Genomic DNA, 18041 nt, shown 5'->3' on the forward strand with positions numbered 1-18041 from the left:
TTCAAACTGCTATATGGACTTCCAACTGGTATACAGTCAAATATTCATCCAATTACTCCTGGGACTCGTCTCTGTCATCTTTGCGGAACTGGTGCGGGATGTCTACCACCTCGCGGGACATTATTGGAAACCGTTACAGAGCTACCATACCCTGCACCACAAAGCTTATCGTCGCGATTTGAGCATGACGAGCTTAGAAATGTACAAGAAAGCCCAGTGGTACAACGATGTGCCCGAAGCCCTAGTTATGGTGGGGTCAACTGCTCTAGTCGCAGGACTGGCTCAGAACTATGGAATGTGGCTCGGCTGTCTCTATTCTCTGATGTTCCTGATTCCTGCGATCGCTCGTTCCCAAGGGCTGCTCCTCCAAACCGATTTAACCCATAAACCTGGGGATTTGGTGGAAATTCCGTCGCGATGGACGGTGAATCGTACTTATCATTGGCGACACCATTTCGATCAAGGCAATGCCTACTTTTGCGGTTACTTTACCGTAGTAGACAAGGTATTGGGAACGAGTTTATCTCTCAAAGGAAAAGTGGTAGCAATTACCGGAGCCTCCGGCACTCTGGGACAGGCGTTGATGGAGGAATTGTCGCTTCAGGGAGCTAAAATAGTCGCGTTAACTACTAGCAAAGATGCACAATTTAAGCCGGGAATTGAAGTTTTGCAGTGGCAGTTAGGGGCTGAGGCAGACTTGATGACCCGTCTGAAAAGCGTTGATATTTTGATTGTTAACCACGGTGTAAATGTGTACGGAGATCGCTCTCCTGAAGCCATCCAAAAGTCTTATGAAATCAACACTTTTTCCGCACTGAAATTAGCTGAATTATTTCTCAGTACTGTCACAGAATCCGACCACAAAGCTATCAAAGAACTCTGGATTAATACCTCCGAAGCAGAAGTGAATCCGGCTTTAAGTCCTTTGTACGAATTGTCAAAAAGAACACTGGGAGACTTGATTACTCTGCGTCGCCTCGATGCTCCCTGCATTATCCGCAAATTGATACTGGGGCCATTTAAGAGCCAGCTAAATCCCTATGGTGTCATGTCTGCCCGATGGGTCTCTTGGGCGATCGTCGCTTTAGCAAAGCGGGATTTCCGGAACATTATTGTTACCATTAATCCCATTAGTTATATTGCCTTTCCGATTAAGGAGTTTTTCCAATCCCTTTATTTCCGCTTGTTTACGTCCGCCCACACTCAAGTTAAGTAGGACTTACGCATTTTATCGCCTCATTCACTACAAATGTAGAGTCAATTCATGAATTGACTCTACATCTTGGAGTAAAATCGCTTACTTGCGTATCGCCTATTAGTAGTATAATTGATTCAACCAATAACGCTTCAAGAAAATCAAGCAGCGATAGAAGCTCGAAATTTGTTGGCGCGATCGCAACAGGAATTACCATCAGAAACAAGTCGTGCCATCCTAGAGATGGTAACGACAATTATGGTGTATAAGTTTACTCAGTTGAGCCGAGCGGAGGTAGAAGCGATGTTGGGAATTAGCTTACAGCAAACACGGGTGTATCAGGAGGCTAGAGAAGATGAGGCGAAATTGTTGATCTTGCGCCAACTTACTCGACGAGTGGGAGAAGTGCCTGAGTCAGTCAGAGTACAAATTGATCCCCTATCCATTACCCAACTGGAATCATTGGCAGAGGCATTACTGGATTTCTCTAATCTGTCTGATTTAGACGCATGGTTGGCCCAACAGGGAGCGTAGGTTCGCTGCGCTGTAAGAAAACTAACAGAGGCGCAGTTGTCTAAGCAAGAACTCGTAGTTTGCCAGCAGCCTAATATAGCTGGCTTCTAACCTGTTAGTAGTACGATCGATTCAACCGATCCAGTATTCTTGTAGGCTAAGATCGAAATCCTGCTCTTATAGCTATTTGTTATTCCTGGTTTTTATTTCCAATGCACCCAACTCTTTGTGATACCTTCAGAAGCCGTGCTTTATGGACATGGGATACTCTTGCAAGAGGACGTTCTGTAGATTGTCAAATTGGAGAATAAACTTTAACAGATTTAAATATTCTTGAGTTAAAAATCCGACACACATCAGAGGTTTATAGCCGAACATTCAGCAAACCTGAAGAAGGTTTAAACGGTGCTGATTGGGAGTGGTGGTTCACAGGCTCTAGCAGAAAATGGATTGGTTTTAGAGTACAAGCTAAAGTCATAGATATGAAAACAAACTCTTTCAAACATCTTCATTACCAGAAAGATAAATATTCACCGTTTCAATGTGACACTCTTATCCAGAACGCATTACAAAAGCCGCCTGCACGTATTCCTTTGTACTGTCTTTACTCAAATTGGAACACGTTCCAACAATTGCCTTGGAAGTGTGCAACTTACTACCCTGTTGAGGAAAGCTATGGTTGCTCTATCTTGTCTGCTTTTGCAGTCCGCTACTTGCGAAGCATTAAAGGCCGCAAAGCAACACACTTTAGAAATTTACTGAGTTATGTAAGTCCTTGGCATTGTTTGGTCTGCTGCCGTGGATATGGCAAAGGTGATTTACCAAGTCGGGTTTTTAGATATTGGAGAGAATTTATCCTAGAAGTTGAGGAGGCAATTTTTGAAGAGCTTACCCCAAGCGTTCGTCGGGAGTTAAATGGCGAATTAGACGGCTATCGGCAAATTTACAACGAAATTGAACTAACGGAGGAACCACCGAGTTATGTTCGCTCGCTGCTCAATAATGAGTTAGAAGAGCAACCCGATCCAAATTTACGAACGCTTACAATCTTTAAAGAACGAGGCGAACCCGTATAATCTCCATTAGCTGCAAAATAAATCCAAAACAAGGGCGATCGTAAATTGCCTTTTAGCCAATAAAGGTAAAGGGCGCTCGCTCCTGCTATCCCTTAATAGTGGAATCTAGTCTAAACTCCCATAAACCACCCTACATTTAGATATGCTTTTATTATCGCCACAAAAACGGGAAAGCCGAATTTTTAAAGCAGAAGTGCCATGATATTACAACCGATATAACCGATCGCCAAAGGAGATCGATCGCCCAGAAGCAACAAGATTTGGCGGAGGCTTTCTGGAAGAGTCGCCCCATGCACGCGCCACAATCTTTCGCGCAGTTGGTTTAAAATACGATCGCCTGCAATATCATCGGTACCGGGTCGCACTAACCAATGGGTTCGCAATATCTTAAAATGACGAATATCGTTGCTTTGCACAGCGCGATCGATTTCTAGTGCAGCGCGTTCGACCAACTCATCGGTTACTATTTTCATTACCAGCGGTTGCAAGGTAAAGGAGGATTCCTCTGCATTAAACCATTTTTCCAATAACGATCGCCTGTCTAAATTGGCAATTGCTGCCAAAACCGCTGCTGGATCGACTGAGATGAGAAAATGGGTTTGCAATCGGCAGAAAGAAACAGGCTCTTGCCAAATCGCCAGCCAGTAAAGAATTTCTCGCTCTAAGTCAGAAAGTTGCTCGCATTGCTGTTTGAGGATTGTTTGCAGACGCTCGCTAATTACTAAAGTGTTTTGATTGAGAAATGCGGCGATATTCCCGCCGAATACAGACTGAATTAATGGGGTGACAAGTTTAATGGCTAACGGGTTGCCGCGATACAGTTGAATTAAGGCAGATAAGCCGAGTTCTTTGCCTGTAAATCCTCGCGATCGCAATAATTCCACAGCATCTGGTTTTGGCAAACCCTGTAGGTTCAAACAGCGAACTGTTTTTGTGTCAATTCCGATTGATTTTGGTTGTTCGCAACTGGTAATTAGGATGCAGCTTTGATGGCGATCGCGACTTAATTTATCTAATAATTGATGATATTCAGCCGCGTATTCTTTTTTGGACAAAACTGCTTCCAACCCATCGAGTATCAGCAGATAGGGACGTTGTTGCAGGTGGTGTAAAAGTTGCGCTATACCTTGTTGAACATCGCCAACGACAGTGGGAGCGATCGCGTTCAAAATGCTGTCTAGCAGGGATATGGGAGATGGAGAAGACTGAAGCGATCGCCAAATGGAACGATCGAATTTTGACTGAATTCGGTCTGCTAAAGCAAGTGCTAATGCTGTTTTGCCAATGCCGGCAATACCAACAATTGCGATTAACTTGCAGCGATTTGTTATAATCCACTGTTCTAGCTGTTCCAATTGGCGATCGCGTCCGTAAAAACTTTCGACATCCGGTGCTTCATTCCAATCAAGATCGGGTATATTTTTTTCTGGAATAGGTTCAAAGTTGAGATTGGAAGAATTGGCGATCGCCTCCCAATTGCTAATACCAACCGCTTGACAAATGGCGATAAAAATGTCTCGCTGGATGCGATCGCCCTGCCAAAATCGACGTAAAGTAGCTCTAGAGGTATGAGCGTCCTGCCACCAACGAGCCGTACTGGTTTTCGTCCAACCGCGACGCTGACGCGCTTTGTCTACGATCGCCAGTCCTTCCGTTGATGCCGAAAGCGAATTTGACATAGCTAGGGGCTAGGGGCTAGGGGCTAGGGGTTAGGGGAAGAAGGGATTAGGAGCGAGAGTTTCAGGAATTAAGAATGCCTTAACCGCCTTCACTGTTGCTATATCTCAATTTTGGCTTGTTTGGAGCCCAATATCGAATGTTGCTGCTTGACATACTCCCACCGTCAAGCTTCGCTGTGACGGGGGATTCTCCCAGAATCACTTCTTGGGATTACTGGCTCAATGAGACGACTTAAATCCTCAACATCTCTGTTAAAGACCCAGAGGCCGGACTCTCCCCAGTCGTTTGGGTCGGTTTCTGTATGCCCTACAGTACCGTTGAGGTATTCCCCCAAATATTTCAACCCTTTTTTGAGAATGTTAATTGCTGCGTTCCAGTCACGATCTAAAACTGTTTTGCAGTGAGGACATTGATGAGTTCTAGTACTCAATTTGAATTGTGGCAGCATTTCGCTTTTTGTGGCTTTCAGCCTCCGGTGTTCCTCTGTAATTTGAACAGAGAATTTTGAGATGGAGTTGCGATCGCTCTCCAAGAACAGACGCACAACTAATAAAGTTAGGCACACAGGCGATTGTCGCTGTTGTGCAACAGTCACAAGAATAATCGATCGCACCTAGCGATCGCCTCAGCTATAAGGAAGAAAGCTCAAGCTCAACCGATAAAGGAAAAGCGATTATTTCCCATCAGACATTATCGGTAATTCCACTAAGAAGGTAGTATGTCTCGATCCGCTTTCAACTTGGATCGAGCCTCCCAAATAACTTACCAGTTTATCCACAAGTGCCAGTCCCAGCCCCGTGCCGCCATGTTTCCAGGGGTCATTGCTGGGAATGCGGTAGAATTTATCGAAAATGCGCTGCATTTCGTGACGCGGAATTTCGATGCCAGAATTGCTCACGCTTAACTGAATCTTGTCCGAGTTAATGCGAACGCTGACTGTAATTTTTCCCTTGGCTGGGGTGTACTTACAAGCATTGTTGAGCAATTCTGTGAGGATACGCTTGAGACTGAATGGGTCGGAAGCCAGGGGAGGCAGTTGCCGAGGAATGTCAATTTCTAAAATTTGTTGCTGGTCGTAGATAAGTTGTTCAAAAGGTTCGACAACATGAGGAATCCAGTCTGGTAAATGAATAATTCTTCTGTCAAGCAGGAGAGTTCCGGCGTTGAGTTGCTGCAATTCCAGTAAATCGTTGATTAAATTAATTTCTCGCTCGCACTCATCATTCAAAACATGGAAGTAACGAGCGGCTGTGTTACTTTCACGGTTATTTTCTAGTTCTGGATTGAATCCGCATTGCTGATTCAGCATAACTTCCAACATTTGAATTGCCATTTTCATGTTGGATACTGGTGTTTTTAATTCGTGGGAGACGGTATTGAGGAAGTCGTCTTTGAGGCGGTTGAGTTTTTCTAGTTCTTGGACTTGAGCTTGTGCTGCTTGGTAAAGTCGAGCTTGGCGAATCGCGATCGCACATTGATTGGCTACCTGCTGCACCAATCTAATTTCTAATTCATTAAACACATATTCTTCCGGTTTTAACAACCACAAATCGCCCAGCACGCCTTGATTATCTAAAATCGGACAAGCCAGCACAGCAACGCGATGGTGAACTTGCCGTATCGAGTGGGAAGCTATTTCGCAAAATTGCAGATACTGACCTTGCAGAAGCTGAAAGTAAATGCCAGGGAAATCAGCCATTTGCAGGACGCGATTGCGATCCGATGGCGATGTAATTGCATATTCGGAACAAATGCTAGAAGTAGCTTTTTCGAGATTGTATAGTGCGGTACAGCAATAATCTGCTTTCAGTCCCAGCGCTAATTCTTGCACCGCTGTTTGTAAAATGTGGCTTTCATCGAGGGTATCGCGCACTTTGTCGGTAATCCGTTTGAGCATTGCTTCAAAGTTGAGCGCCTGCTGCAACAGATCTGTACGTTCCTGCACTTGTTTTTCCAGGTCGGTATTGAGCCGCGCCAAGTGTTGATATAGTTCTGATTGTTGGATGGCAATTGCTACCTGAGTTGCTAATTGCTTGAGCAGGTCTATTTCCAAATTCTGCCACTGTCTTGGGCCGCTACACTGATGGGCAATCAGCAGCCCCCACAATTGGGAGTTTGGCGTGGGATTTTCTAATTGAGAATTCAAAACTAAGAATTCGGAATTATCTTGCAAAATCGGTACTACTAAATGAGCCCTGACTTGAAATCCAGCTAGCAAGTCGAGCAAAGATTGAGGCAGTCCCAGTGTGTATATATCGGCTTTGGCTTGAATGCGGTTTTGTTGGTAAGCGGGGATATAATTTTTTCCTAAGTAGGGATAGGCAATTTTTTTTCCTAAAATTGGTATCCAACAATCGCCTACCGATTCCACTACTACCCTACCCTGACTGTCGGGGTCATAGCGATAAATCAGCACGCGATCGGCTTGCAGAAATTCCCTAACTTCCGCTACTGTTGTATTGAGTATTTTCTCCAAGTTCAAAGATTGACGGATGCGCTGCGCTATCTTATCGATCAATCGCTCTCTTTCCGTTTGCTGTCGCAATTCTTGTTCGGCGCGAGAAGCTTTCAGCAACCGACGTACCCGCTGACGCAGTACAGCCCAGTTGATCGGCTTGGTAATATAATCGATCGCACCTGCCTCAAAAGCTCGGTCTACTGACTTTTCATCTTCCAGCGCCGTGATCGTCAATATGGGAATGCGATCGCCTCCTGGGAGGGAACGGATGAGCTTACAGCAGGTAAAGCCATCCATCACCGGCATCATACCATCTACCAGCACTATATCCGGTTTTAAGCAAGTATAGGCTGCTAATCCCTCTTCTCCGTCCACAGCTTCTGCCACTTGGTAACCTTCTTGTTCCATCGCTCGGCGAAGCTGAATTCGCATTAACCTGTCGTCGTCGATGACGAGGATGAGGGTTGAATGTTTCGGTGAATCGGAGGTATTCATAGTTGATTTGGCTGGAGTTCTTTAAAAAGTTTGGCTCTCCCCTACTTGTGGTCAAAACGCAGTTTTTTGGGCATAGGACATAGGGTATGGGGCATGGGGCAGAGAAATGCCTTACCCACCAACCATTCGTGCCAATAAATAATTTTTACTTATCACCTTATGTCCGAGAGAGTCAAACTCATAATTGACGACTACTATATAATCTACATTCAGTATGCCCGTGCCGAGCGAGCAATTTTCACCTTATTGGCAAAAAATCCTCATATAAGGATTTTTGATTTTTGACTTTTGACTTTTGACTTTAATTCTTCCCGTCTGTAGCGATAACCGATCGCAAGCTTTTTAACAATTCCTCGGAAGTGAATGGTTTTGGTAAAAAAGTTTGTACGCTCTGACGATTTAACTCGGTCACCTGAGAGTTTGAGGTCAATCCGCTAATGGCAATAATTTTGACATTGGGGTTAATTTTTTGCAACGTGCGGATAGTTGTCGGCCCATCCATCATCGGCATCATCATATCGACCAACACCACGCTAATATTTGTTTTTCGTTCCGCATATAAGGCGATCGCTTCAATGCCATTACTAGCACCGATCGCCTGATAATTATAACTTTCCAGGGAAGTTTTGGTGATTTCGCGGATGGCATCTTCATCATCAACTACCAGAACTAATTCTCCGTTTCCTCTCGGTAATTCTCGATAGATCTCTTGGCTGAACTTGCTTTCATCTGTTGATGCTGCTGGTAAGCAAACCTTAAATTTTGTCCCTTTTCCCACTTCGCTATAGACATTGATAAAACCCCCGTGTCCTTTGACAATGCCAACTGCGGTTGAGAGTCCTAACCCGGTACCCTTACCGTGTTCTTTTGTGGTAAAGAATGGCTCGAAAATGCGATCCAATATTTCCCGTGGGATGCCTGTTCCGGTATCCGAAACGGTAATTACCACATATTTACCAACTTTCGCCTCTATATTCATCCTGGCATAATTTTCATCGATAAAAATATTTTCCGCAACCACATTTAAAATTCCGCCTTTGGGCATGGCGTCGCGAGCGTTGACGCAGAGGTTCATCAAAACTTGGTGCAATTGCGTCGCATCGCCGCAAACAGTCCAAATTTCTGAGCTTGGCACATCTGTATAAATTTCAATACATTTGGGAAATGTTTGTTTGACTATTTTGGCAATTTCCGATATTAAATGCGCTACTTGAAGATTAGTGCGATCGCCTTGCAGCCCTCGCGCAAAAGATAGCACTTGTTTGACTAAATCGGCGCTGCGTTTCGTATTGGCTTCCAGAATTTTCAGCAATCGCTGACTGTGTTCGTCGTGACATTTCATTTCTAGAAGTTGCACAGACATCAAAATTGGTGCAAGCGCATTGTTTAAATCGTGAGCGATGCCGCTAGCAAGAGTGCCAATACTCTCCATGCGCTGGGCCCGCAGAAATTGCGTTTCCAGTTGTTTTTTCTCTGTAATATCGGTATTAACTGTCAGGATTGATTTAGGTTGCTTTTGTTCCTCCTGCACCAGCGTCCACCGACTTTCCACGATTATTTCTTTGCCGTATTTGGTGACTTGAAGCAATTCACCTTGCCAGGAACCAGCCTCATCAAAAATTGGCTGTCCGCTTTCCAGTTCGGGGGGAACTTGTTTGTACAACAGCTGGTTGACATTTTTACCGATCGCTTCTTCCGACCTCCAGCCATACAAACGTTCAGCACCTTTGTTCCAAAATAAGATTTGGTTGTCCAGATTTTGCACTAAAATAGCTTCAGTGGCGATATCCAGTAGAGCGGCTTGTTCGCGAATTTTTTGTTCTGAACGCTGGCGATCGATTTCGGCGCGACAAGCTTCCAGCAAACGGCGCACCCTCTGACGCAAGACAGCCCAATGGATGGGTTTGGTGATGTAATCGTTCGCACCCGCCTCAAAAGCTCGATCGACAGATTCTCGATCTTCCAGCGCCGTGATCATCAGTACAGGCGGGGGATTGCAAAGAGATTGCGTTTGGCAGATATTTTCCGTTCGGATTAGTTTGCAGAAAGTAAACCCATCCATCACCGGCATTACCGCATCCAGCAACACGATATCCGGACGCCAACGAGTATAAGCAACTAATCCTTCTTCTCCGTTAGCAGCTTCTACCACTTGATACCCAACTTCTTCCATCGCCCTGCGAAGCTGAAGTCGCATGAATTTGTCATCGTCGATCGCCAGAATTAGCGGTGCATCTTTTTTGTCTGTAGAGATATTCATACCTTGTGTTGCTGACGTTCTATTTGCAAAGCTACTTTGACTCTTTCATACTCAGTTTCCAGAAGAGGTAATTTTTCTTTGCCTTCTTTAGTATGCCCATTTCGCCCCATAGTTTCTAACTCTTTGCAATAATTAGATAAATTTGTCGCTCCCAAGGTCATACTACTTGCCTTCAAGGTATGAGCTGCTTGGCGCAATTTACTTGCATTTCCTTCTGCTATAGCGGTAGCGATATCTGCCAATAATTTAGGGCCATCTTCCAGGTAGCAATCTATCAATTCGGATAGAATATCTTCAGCGTTTTTCCCGATCATTTTGCGGAAAGATGCCAGTACTTTGGCATCGACGACTGATTTGTCAGGTGTCAGTTGTTGTGGCGCAGGCATCTCGCCTGTATCAGTTGTCGGTTGTTCTTTATTGCTGACCGTTGATGAAGCAGGCTGACATTTGCTTAACGCAGCGACAATATCTTCAAGGCGAACAGGCTTACTGATGTAATCATCCATACCGGCAGCTATACAAATTTCGCGATCGCCTTGCATGGCGTTTGCTGTCATCGCAATAATTCGCGGACGCTCACCTGTAGGCCATTGTTCCCAAATGCAGCGAGTAGCTTCCAATCCATCCATTTCTGGCATTTGCATATCCATGAACACCACATCGTAAAATTGGCGACGCAGTGCGGCGATCGCTTCCAATCCATTGCTGACCACCTCTGGCTGATAGCCTATTAACTGTAACAGATGCAAAGCTACTTTTTGATTGACTTTATTATCCTCCGCTAACAGTATTCGCAAAGGTAACTCTTCTGCCAAGTGGGGATTTATTTGCGGCAAAATAGGGCGGGATGCTTTAATTTGTTGCGGCTGTTCTCCTAGAACGTGGCTTAAAACATTATAGAGATGGGATTGTTTGATCGGCTTAGTTAGGAAAGCTGCAAAATCTACCTCTGAGGTATGATGACTTGCTGACAGTCTGCCTATGGAAGTTAACACGACTAAAGGTAATTTTTTGTACTTACCCAGTTTGCGGATTTCTGTTGCTAGAGTTAAACCATCCATTTCCGGCATTTGTATATCCAAAATAGCAATATCAAATGGTTCCTCTTGATGCAGCCATTCCAAAGCTTCATATCCAGACTCAGCCGCACGCGCTAGCATTCGCCAAGATTGTGCTTGCAGTGTTAATAATTCTCGGTTTGTAAAGTTATCATCCACAATCAGAAGGCGTTTGCCATCTAGCTGAGGCGGGAGATTTTGAGAAGCAAGAGGCGATATATCGGGAGCTGATGCTGCCACTATAGTGAAATAAAATGTGGAACCCTCACCCACTTGACTTTCTACCCACATCCTACCGCCCATCATTTCGCTGAGCTGTTTGCCGATCGTCAATCCCAATCCCGTACCGCCATATTGGCGCGTGGTCGAGGCATCGACTTGGCTAAAAGGCTGAAATAAGCGATCGATCCTGTCCGCAGAAATACCGATGCCCGTATCTCTGACAGCAAATTCAATTAAGTATTGCTTTTCATCGCTATCTGTTGATTCTTCACCGCCATCGGTTAACGCTAAAGCTACTACTGAAACTACTACTTCTCCTGTTTTGGTAAACTTAACTGCATTGGCGAGCAAATTCACCAAAATTTGGCGCAACCGCGTCACATCGCCCACAATCGTATTAGGAGTTTCTAGGTCGATCAGATAAGCCAATTCAATCCCTTTTTCGGCGGCTTTAAAAGCTAACATATCGAGAGATTCTTCAACGCAAATTCGCAGATTTAAAGGAGCTTCTTCTAACTCCATATTGCCGGATTCAATTTTAGACAGATCGAGAATATCGTTAATCAGCATGAGTAAATTATCTCCACTGCTTTGGATGGTTTCGGCAAAATCTCGCTGTTGGTCAGAAAGTTCTGTATTTATTAACAAACCGATCATGCCGATAATGGCATTCATGGGAGTGCGAATTTCATGGCTCATGTTGGCAAGGAATTGACTTTTGATTTGAGTAGCTACCTCAGCAGCTGCCTTTGCTTTTTCCAATGCTTGATTCGCCTGAAATAGTTCTTGGGAACGTTCGACTAGAGATTGTTGAGCGAAATAGCGCTCGGTAATATCGTCTAATATCCACAGACGCCCCGGTACGTCCCGCACTTTAGTAGAAGTGCTGGCAATACTGAGGACTTTTGGTTGCGGTTGTGAGAAAATCCAGTTCCAGTTACGAATTTCTGCTTGAGGTTTGGTGAAAAATTTTGCCGCTTGTGCTGCTATTTCTGTTTGATTATCGGCGCTTGTGCGTAAAGTTGCCATTGCAGATGCGATCGCACTCGGTTCTACAGCGCCTGGAGTTAGTTGGAGTTGCGCCGCCGCCGCTTGATTTATCCAACCTTGTTCGCCACTTTCATCAACAAACACGACTCCTTGATGAATTGTTTCTAACATGGCGCTGAAGCGTGCTTGTAATTTATCCAGGCGTAGGGTAGTATCGCTAAACTTCAATAAAGTTCGCAATTGACCGAGTAGCGACTCGATCAACTGCTGCAAGTGCGAAGAGATATTCGCTTGGCGATACCAAATGAGCAAAATTGCCCCCCGCAAACTGCTTTCATCTTGCAGTGGCAACACCGCCAGGGATTTAGTTCCTTTGGCTAATAATACGTGAAAAGCATTGGGAGTGGACGGGTAATCTATATAATAAAGACAGCGATTTTGGGAGAGCGCTTCCGCGAAAAGTGCTGGCGTAGTCAAGCGAGCGGGTAAAGTTCTGGAAGGCAAACTTACCAAAACTTCTGCCGTCACCTCGTCTAGTTCCCGCAGAGCGATCGCCGCATCCGCACAAGCATAGTCGCGCAGTAAAGTCAAAACCTGACTGATAATTGTATTAGCCCGAATTTCCCCGCTACCGTACTTGGCAGTTATATCAATTTCCGAAAGAGTAGCCAGCACGGATTGAGAAGCCAATCGCCACTCGATATTTTGCAAAAACCGACGAATTAAGCTGCCGAATAATGGTAAAGTTGCTATTTCAACTGCCGGACGCAATAGCATCCCATCACCGTGCAGTATTCCGATTAGCAATGCCCCTAATCCCAGGAACGGCGCAACTCGCAGTGGAGAAAGAGGGAGTAGGGTGCAGAATGTGAATATCCCTGGTGCTAACAGCCACAGGAGTGTCCATTTCTCCACCACACCCAACAGGACAAGTAAGATAGCAAGACCGATGGAGACGGCTTCAAAAGTCGGCAGTCGATCGGGATGATGAAATGGTAACTGAGAACCCAAATTATTTTCTGTTATGCGGCAAGACATTGAGCGATCGCACTCGTTACTATCTCAGGCGCACTGATATGAGGTAAGTGACCTCGTGCGTCGATCCGAACAAGCTTACTTTGAGGAATTTTATCTGCCATGTATTCCCCGACTTGAGGTGGTACGGCAATATCATCACTCGCCTGTAGAATTACAGTCGGGACCTTCAGTCGCGACAAATCAGCTCGGTGATCCGACTGATAAATTACCTTAGCAACCGCTTGGGCGATATCGGGACGAGTTGCTGCCAGAGTTCTGGCAAACTCTGCCGCCAACTCGGGTTTATCTTCGGTAGCCATTGCTATGGGAGCAAAGCCGCTTGCCCACGCATAATAGTTGGCTGACATAGCTTCGTAAAAGGCATCCAATTCATCCTGCTCAAAGCCACCGTAATATCCAACATCATTGAGATAACGGGGAGAAGCATCCAGAAAGATCAGATCGCTGAAGCAATCTGGCTCAACTAATGCTGCCAAGAGGCTAACCATACCGCTAACAGAATGACCGACCAAAATGCTTTTAGTTAGCTTTAACTCGGCACACAAATCGAGCAAATCCTCTGCGTAACTGTAGAGGCTGCTGTAGCGACGCGGACTGTAAGCAGAAAAATCTGATTTACCCGCGCCGACGTGATCGAAAAGTACGATGCGAAAATTGGGCGCAAATGTTTCTACCTGTTGTCGCCACGCGGTCTGATCCGAGCCAAAGCCGTGGGCAAAGACGATCGTCCGATCGCCGCTACCTAAAACGTTGACGTTATTGCGCTGCATTATGCTAGTAGTCTTCATAAGCTAGCAATCCTTTTTTTGTTTACTTACTCAACAACTTAACTTAAGAACAAATTAAGGCTATATCAACTACGATAAAACTTTGGCTAATACCTAGACTACGAGAATATACGGTATTTGACACCTGTCTGAAAATGAGGTATTAGCCAAATAATTTCTGTCTGCCATTCTCCAGCAAAAATTAAGATTTTCTATGGAATTAGTATCGCAGTATTCAGCCCTCTTGCCTGTGACATGAGGTAAAATTATGTTTGATGTGATATTTCAAAAAGCTACAAAAGTTTAAGAAAGCCTTCTGTTTGTGAGAGACTTGTTTATTCTCTCCCTCTCCCACTCTCCCCCTCTCCCCTTCTCATGTCCGAGTCTCCCATTACCGTTACCGTCAAACTCTTCGCTGCTTACCAAGAAGCCTATGGCGTTCCGGAGCTAGTATTAGAATTCCCAGTTGCCACACCGATCGCAGCTGTGCTGGAGCGTTTGATTGCCGAACATCCCGAACTCGCCCAATGGCGCGATTTGACGCGCTTTGGCATCAATCTGGAGTTTGTCGAACCCAATACCCTCCTACAAGATGGCGATGAGGTGGTGCTGATTCCACCTGTGAGTGGAGGTTAGAAAAGTCAAAAGTCAAAAGTCAAAAGTCAAAAGAAAAAAGTTAAAAAAAAAGGGTCTATAGCCTGGGACGTTGCTGTTGAGAATATCCAAAACTTAATTTTCTACATAAGTTATCAATTTCTAAAATATTGCCTTTTGTTTAAATTTATTGGAATTCAATCCCACCAGTAGGTAATCGCGATCGCATCGGGCTGTTGAAAGTCCTTGCCCGAATAGATACTCTTCCAGTCGAGTGTCTATCAGGAAAACTCTGGATGAGTTGTAGAAATATTTCATAACTTGTAGAGATATTTCATTATTTGTAGAAATGTTTCATGACTTGTAGAAACCTTCGATTTAAGGTATTCACAGCAAACCCGACAAAAAAGGTCGGGTATATTTGACTCGCTGTGGAGGTCGTGCTAGCATCAATCGAAAGTTGACAGACACCGAGGGAGAGCAGGCACCATGACCCAGACGATCGCAGCCCAAGCAACCACAACCGCCACCTTTAAATCGCTCAAGTGTAAGGAGTGCGGTGCAGAGTACGAGCCCAAAGCAACGCACGTCTGCGAGTTCTGTTTTGGCCCCTTGGAAGTGGCTTACGATTACGATGCTCTCCGCCGCACTGTCACCCGCGAAACCATTCAGGCAGGGCCAAACTCAATTTGGCGCTACCGCCCGTTTTTACCGGTCGCTACCAACAACCCGATCGATGTGGGAACAGGCATGACACCGTTGGTGAGAGCAAATCGCTTAGCTCGTCGTCTGGGATTGAAAAAGCTATATATTAAAAACGATGCCGTCAATATGCCGACTCTCAGCTTTAAGGATAGGGTCGTGTCTGTCGCCCTAACTAGAGCTAGAGAGTTGGGTTTTTCTACAGTATCTTGTGCCAGTACGGGAAATTTAGCGAACTCTACAGCTGCGATCGCCGCTCATGCCGGTCTTGACTGTTGTGTCTTCATCCCCGCCGATTTGGAAGCAGGTAAAGTTCTCGGTACGTTGATTTATGGCCCCACCGTGATGGCGGTGCAAGGAAATTACGACCAAGTAAACCGCCTCTGCTGCGAAGTTGCCAATACACACGGGTGGGGATTTGTCAATATCAACCTGCGCCCCTACTATTCGGAAGGTTCCAAAACCTTGGGTTACGAAGTAATAGAACAACTGGGTTGGGAATTGCCCGATCGCATAGTAGCGCCTCTGGCATCCGGTTCCCTGTTTACCAAAATCTACAAAGGCTTCCGGGAATTCATCGAAGTGGGATTGGTCGAGGAAAAGCACGTTCGGTTCAGTGGCGCTCAAGCAGAAGGTTGCTCCCCCATCGCCCAAGCATTCCGAGAAGAGCGGGATTTCATCAAACCAGTCAAACCGAGTACAATTGCCAAATCGATCGCGATCGGCAACCCGGCTGACGGCGTTTACGCATTGGAAATCGCCCGCAAAACAGGCGGCAACATCGAATCGGTAAACGATGCAGAAATTGTCGATGGGATCAAGCTACTGGCAGAAACCGAAGGCATCTTCACCGAAACCGCAGGCGGTACAACAGTTGCCGTGCTGAAAAAACTGGTAGAAGCGGGTAAAATTGACCCGGAAGAAACAACGGTTGTCTATATCACCGGCAACGGACTGAAAACCCAAGAAGCCGTACAAGGCTATATCGGCGAACCGCTGACGATCGAACCGAAGCTGGAAAGTTTCGAGCGTGCCTTAGAACGGGCCCAAACACTCGATCGCCTCGAATGGCAGCAAGTTCTTGTGTAGGGACTGGGAGGGGCTCTCGCATTTGAGGAGAAATTTTTTGGTGAAGGTGAAAAATTATCGCCCAAATGCGAAAGCCCCTACATAGGAAAAAGACAACTGACAACTGACAACTGACAACTGACAACTGACTATGACCGTAAAAGTTTTAGTTCCCACCGCTCTGCAAAAATTCACCAACGACAAAGCCACCTTGGAATGTAGCGGCAGTAGTATTGCCGAACTGCTAGATTCCCTAGAAGAAAGCTGTCCCGGCATAAAAGCGCGTCTTTGCGATGAAAAAGGCGAACCGCGCCGCTTTTTGAACTTCTACGTCAATAGCGAAGATATCCGTTTCTTGGATGGGACTCAAACACCCCTGCAAGATGGCGACGAAGTGAGCATCGTTCCCGCAGTTGCTGGCGGCTGAAAACATGAGGGCAACCATTTGGGATTTGAGATTTTAGATTATCCAAAATCCAAAATCCAAAATCCAAAATCTAAAATCCAAAATCCAAAATCCAAAATCCAAAATCCAGTCATGGCAGAAGAAACCAATCATAACGAAGCAGGAGAAAACGCTCCCAGCACTGTCGATAAACAAGCGCCCAGCGTGGCTGAAGAAAACGCTCCCAGCACCGACTCACCTGCGACGACAGATATTCCCACTGCAAATGCACCCGATCCCACAGCAGTAAACCCAGAAGCGAATCCTAACGCCGCCGAGGAGAAACCTGCCAAAGCAAAGGCAGCTGCGAAAAAGCCTCCCAAAGCAGAAGCAGAAGCAGGTGGCGATACAGAAGAAAAGCCAGCCAAAAAACCTGCTGGCAAAAAAGAGAAAGCGCCCGGTGTTGAAGATAAGCCGTTTGCAGATTTTGTGCAACAAGACTATCTGCCAGCTATAACAGCAGCACTCGCCAAACAAGGCGTTAATGATTTACAGCTATCTTTTGAAAAGCAAAAAATTCCCATTATTGGCTTTGCCAAAGAACCGGAATGCTGGCAAATTATCGGCAGTTGGAACAAAGGTCTGCGTCAGTTTCGCGTCTATTTCTTCAATGAAGATATTCAAGGACAACGCGCTTTTTCCTTTGCGGAAAATGGCGGCAAACCGAGTACCCTCGAACCTTTCTTGATCGACGAACGCAAAATAACTCTAGATTTGTTGGTGTTTGGCGTCGTCCAAAGATTGAATGCACAAAAATGGTTGGTGCGGAATTAGGGACTAGGGGCTAGGGGCTAGGGGCTAGGGGCTAGATGAGTTTAGAGTTCTAGGAAGTGGTAAATTACGACACCTGTGGTTGGGTGATTGTCCACGGTGACATAACCGGATTTCAGCATTTGCTTTAAGACGGCTTCTACTTCCCCAAACCCGACGCCTGTATCCATTACTGCTTGAGTTACGGAAATTTTGCCGCCTCTAGCAGCAGCTGCTTTGACGAGTTTCACCATCAGCTGGTCGCGGGTGGGTGGAACTGTTACCGTAACGGCGGGTTGGTTTAACGGTATGCCTTTGGGAGAGTAACCCAATTTAGCTCTTACTTTGCTGTTGTGTTCTTCCACCATGCCGGGAATGAGAAGCAAATCGACTAGCTGTCCTATTCCCAACAAACCAAAGGTGAAAAACCACAACAGTCCCGTGCCTATTTTGCGGTTGTACAGGCGGTGCAGCCCGTGCAGTTGGAGAAAGCAGGCAAACCACAATATATAGCTAGTGCCAACATCGTTCATGGATCGATCGAACTCACATTTTCCAGTTCTCATTCCGATCGTAGATCTTCGACTGGGAAAGGTGAAAGAAAAAATTTTCCTTTTTATCTTTAGAGATCTCCAACATATAAACTAAACTGCGATCGCCAATGGTAAAATAGAGTTTTACCTTCCCCAAAATGAGTCAACTGAGAGAGTACATAGAGAAGCATCCATCA

The 18041-nt window shown here is 45.5% G+C and carries 13 protein-coding genes and 1 pseudogene; 7 read left to right on the forward strand and 7 right to left on the reverse strand.

All coding sequences use genetic code 11. The annotated features are described in order from the left end of the window. Positions 1-13: 13 nt before the first annotated feature. The 3 genes from H6G03_RS19700 to H6G03_RS19710 all read left to right on the forward strand — a co-directional run bounded on the left by H6G03_RS19700 (position 14) and on the right by H6G03_RS19710 (position 2784). A complete protein-coding gene (locus tag H6G03_RS19700; RefSeq protein ID WP_190467107.1) occupies positions 14-1216 on the forward strand; it encodes a bifunctional sterol desaturase/short chain dehydrogenase in 1203 nt (400 codons plus the stop codon). A gap of 111 nt (positions 1217-1327) precedes the next feature. Next, complete coding sequence (locus H6G03_RS19705) at positions 1328-1729, forward strand: DUF4351 domain-containing protein (RefSeq protein WP_242057049.1); 402 nt, start codon at positions 1328-1330, stop codon at positions 1727-1729. 323 nt (positions 1730-2052) lie between these two features. Beyond that, on the forward strand, positions 2053-2784 hold the full coding sequence (locus H6G03_RS19710; protein WP_322111941.1) for a DUF6615 family protein: 732 nt from the start codon (positions 2053-2055) through the stop codon (positions 2782-2784). A gap of 182 nt (positions 2785-2966) precedes the next feature. On the opposite strand, the gene H6G03_RS19715 is transcribed toward H6G03_RS19710, so the two are convergent. The 6 genes and pseudogenes from H6G03_RS19715 to H6G03_RS19745 all read right to left on the reverse strand — a co-directional run bounded on the left by H6G03_RS19715 (position 2967) and on the right by H6G03_RS19745 (position 13773). Continuing rightward, positions 2967-4463 (reverse strand): NACHT domain-containing protein, encoded by a 1497-nt coding sequence (locus H6G03_RS19715; RefSeq protein ID WP_190467114.1) that lies wholly within the window; start codon positions 4461-4463, stop codon positions 2967-2969. Positions 4464-4627: 164 nt separating this feature from the next. Then, positions 4628-4903 (reverse strand): annotated as a pseudogene (locus tag H6G03_RS39810) (zinc ribbon domain-containing protein); the annotation flags it as partial. A 234-nt stretch (positions 4904-5137) separates the two neighbouring features. After that, positions 5138-7417 carry a hybrid sensor histidine kinase/response regulator gene (locus H6G03_RS19725; RefSeq protein WP_199315378.1) on the reverse strand — a complete coding sequence of 760 codons (2280 nt, stop codon included), beginning with the start codon at positions 7415-7417 and terminating at the stop codon, positions 5138-5140. 301 nt (positions 7418-7718) lie between these two features. Continuing rightward, entirely contained in the window at positions 7719-9677 is a 1959-nt protein-coding gene (locus tag H6G03_RS19735) for an ATP-binding response regulator (RefSeq protein WP_190467116.1), read from the reverse strand. Continuing rightward, a complete protein-coding gene (locus tag H6G03_RS19740; protein WP_190467119.1) occupies positions 9674-12985 on the reverse strand; it encodes a hybrid sensor histidine kinase/response regulator in 3312 nt (1103 codons plus the stop codon). The genes H6G03_RS19735 and H6G03_RS19740 overlap by 4 nt, the downstream gene beginning before the upstream one ends. Continuing rightward, positions 12970-13773, reverse strand: a complete 804-nt coding sequence (locus tag H6G03_RS19745) for an alpha/beta fold hydrolase (RefSeq protein WP_190467121.1) — start codon at positions 13771-13773, stop codon at positions 12970-12972. The genes H6G03_RS19740 and H6G03_RS19745 overlap by 16 nt, the downstream gene beginning before the upstream one ends. A gap of 354 nt (positions 13774-14127) precedes the next feature. Here H6G03_RS19745 and H6G03_RS19750 point away from each other — a divergent pair, with 354 nt between their 5' ends. The 4 genes from H6G03_RS19750 (at position 14128) to H6G03_RS19765 (ending at position 17335) form a co-directional block, all read left to right on the forward strand. Further along, on the forward strand, positions 14128-14388 hold the full coding sequence (locus tag H6G03_RS19750; protein ID WP_190467124.1) for a MoaD/ThiS family protein: 261 nt from the start codon (positions 14128-14130) through the stop codon (positions 14386-14388). Positions 14389-14835: 447 nt separating this feature from the next. Then, positions 14836-16137, forward strand: a complete 1302-nt coding sequence (gene thrC, locus H6G03_RS19755; protein WP_190467128.1) for a threonine synthase — start codon at positions 14836-14838, stop codon at positions 16135-16137. A 130-nt stretch (positions 16138-16267) separates the two neighbouring features. Next, entirely contained in the window at positions 16268-16543 is a 276-nt protein-coding gene (locus H6G03_RS19760) for a MoaD/ThiS family protein (RefSeq protein ID WP_190467131.1), read from the forward strand. A gap of 111 nt (positions 16544-16654) precedes the next feature. Beyond that, complete coding sequence (locus H6G03_RS19765; RefSeq protein ID WP_190467136.1) at positions 16655-17335, forward strand: DUF2996 domain-containing protein; 681 nt, start codon at positions 16655-16657, stop codon at positions 17333-17335. Between the two features lie 41 nt (positions 17336-17376). On the opposite strand, the gene H6G03_RS19770 is transcribed toward H6G03_RS19765, so the two are convergent. Next, the gene (locus tag H6G03_RS19770) at positions 17377-17877 is read right to left on the reverse strand and encodes an NINE protein (RefSeq protein ID WP_322111940.1); all 501 of its coding nucleotides are present in this window, start codon (positions 17875-17877) and stop codon (positions 17377-17379) included. Between the last annotated feature and the right edge of the window lie 164 nt (positions 17878-18041).

It is taken from the genome of Aerosakkonema funiforme FACHB-1375, assembly GCF_014696265.1.
Taxonomy (GTDB): domain Bacteria; phylum Cyanobacteriota; class Cyanobacteriia; order Cyanobacteriales; family Aerosakkonemataceae; genus Aerosakkonema; species Aerosakkonema funiforme_A.

Coding starts and splice junctions, on each gene's coding strand:
- H6G03_RS19700 (WP_190467107.1), top strand. CDS start 14: ATGGACTTCCAACTGGTATACAGTCAAATATTCATCCAATTACTCCTG.
- H6G03_RS19715 (WP_190467114.1), bottom strand. CDS start 4,463: ATGTCAAATTCGCTTTCGGCATCAACGGAAGGACTGGCGATCGTAGAC.
- H6G03_RS19725 (WP_199315378.1), bottom strand. CDS start 7,417: ATGAATACCTCCGATTCACCGAAACATTCAACCCTCATCCTCGTCATC.
- H6G03_RS19735 (WP_190467116.1), bottom strand. CDS start 9,677: ATGAATATCTCTACAGACAAAAAAGATGCACCGCTAATTCTGGCGATC.
- H6G03_RS19740 (WP_190467119.1), bottom strand. CDS start 12,985: ATGTCTTGCCGCATAACAGAAAATAATTTGGGTTCTCAGTTACCATTT.
- H6G03_RS19745 (WP_190467121.1), bottom strand. CDS start 13,773: ATGAAGACTACTAGCATAATGCAGCGCAATAACGTCAACGTTTTAGGT.
- H6G03_RS19750 (WP_190467124.1), top strand. CDS start 14,128: ATGTCCGAGTCTCCCATTACCGTTACCGTCAAACTCTTCGCTGCTTAC.
- thrC (WP_190467128.1), top strand. CDS start 14,836: ATGACCCAGACGATCGCAGCCCAAGCAACCACAACCGCCACCTTTAAA.
- H6G03_RS19760 (WP_190467131.1), top strand. CDS start 16,268: ATGACCGTAAAAGTTTTAGTTCCCACCGCTCTGCAAAAATTCACCAAC.
- H6G03_RS19765 (WP_190467136.1), top strand. CDS start 16,655: ATGGCAGAAGAAACCAATCATAACGAAGCAGGAGAAAACGCTCCCAGC.
- H6G03_RS19770 (WP_322111940.1), bottom strand. CDS start 17,877: ATGAGAACTGGAAAATGTGAGTTCGATCGATCCATGAACGATGTTGGC.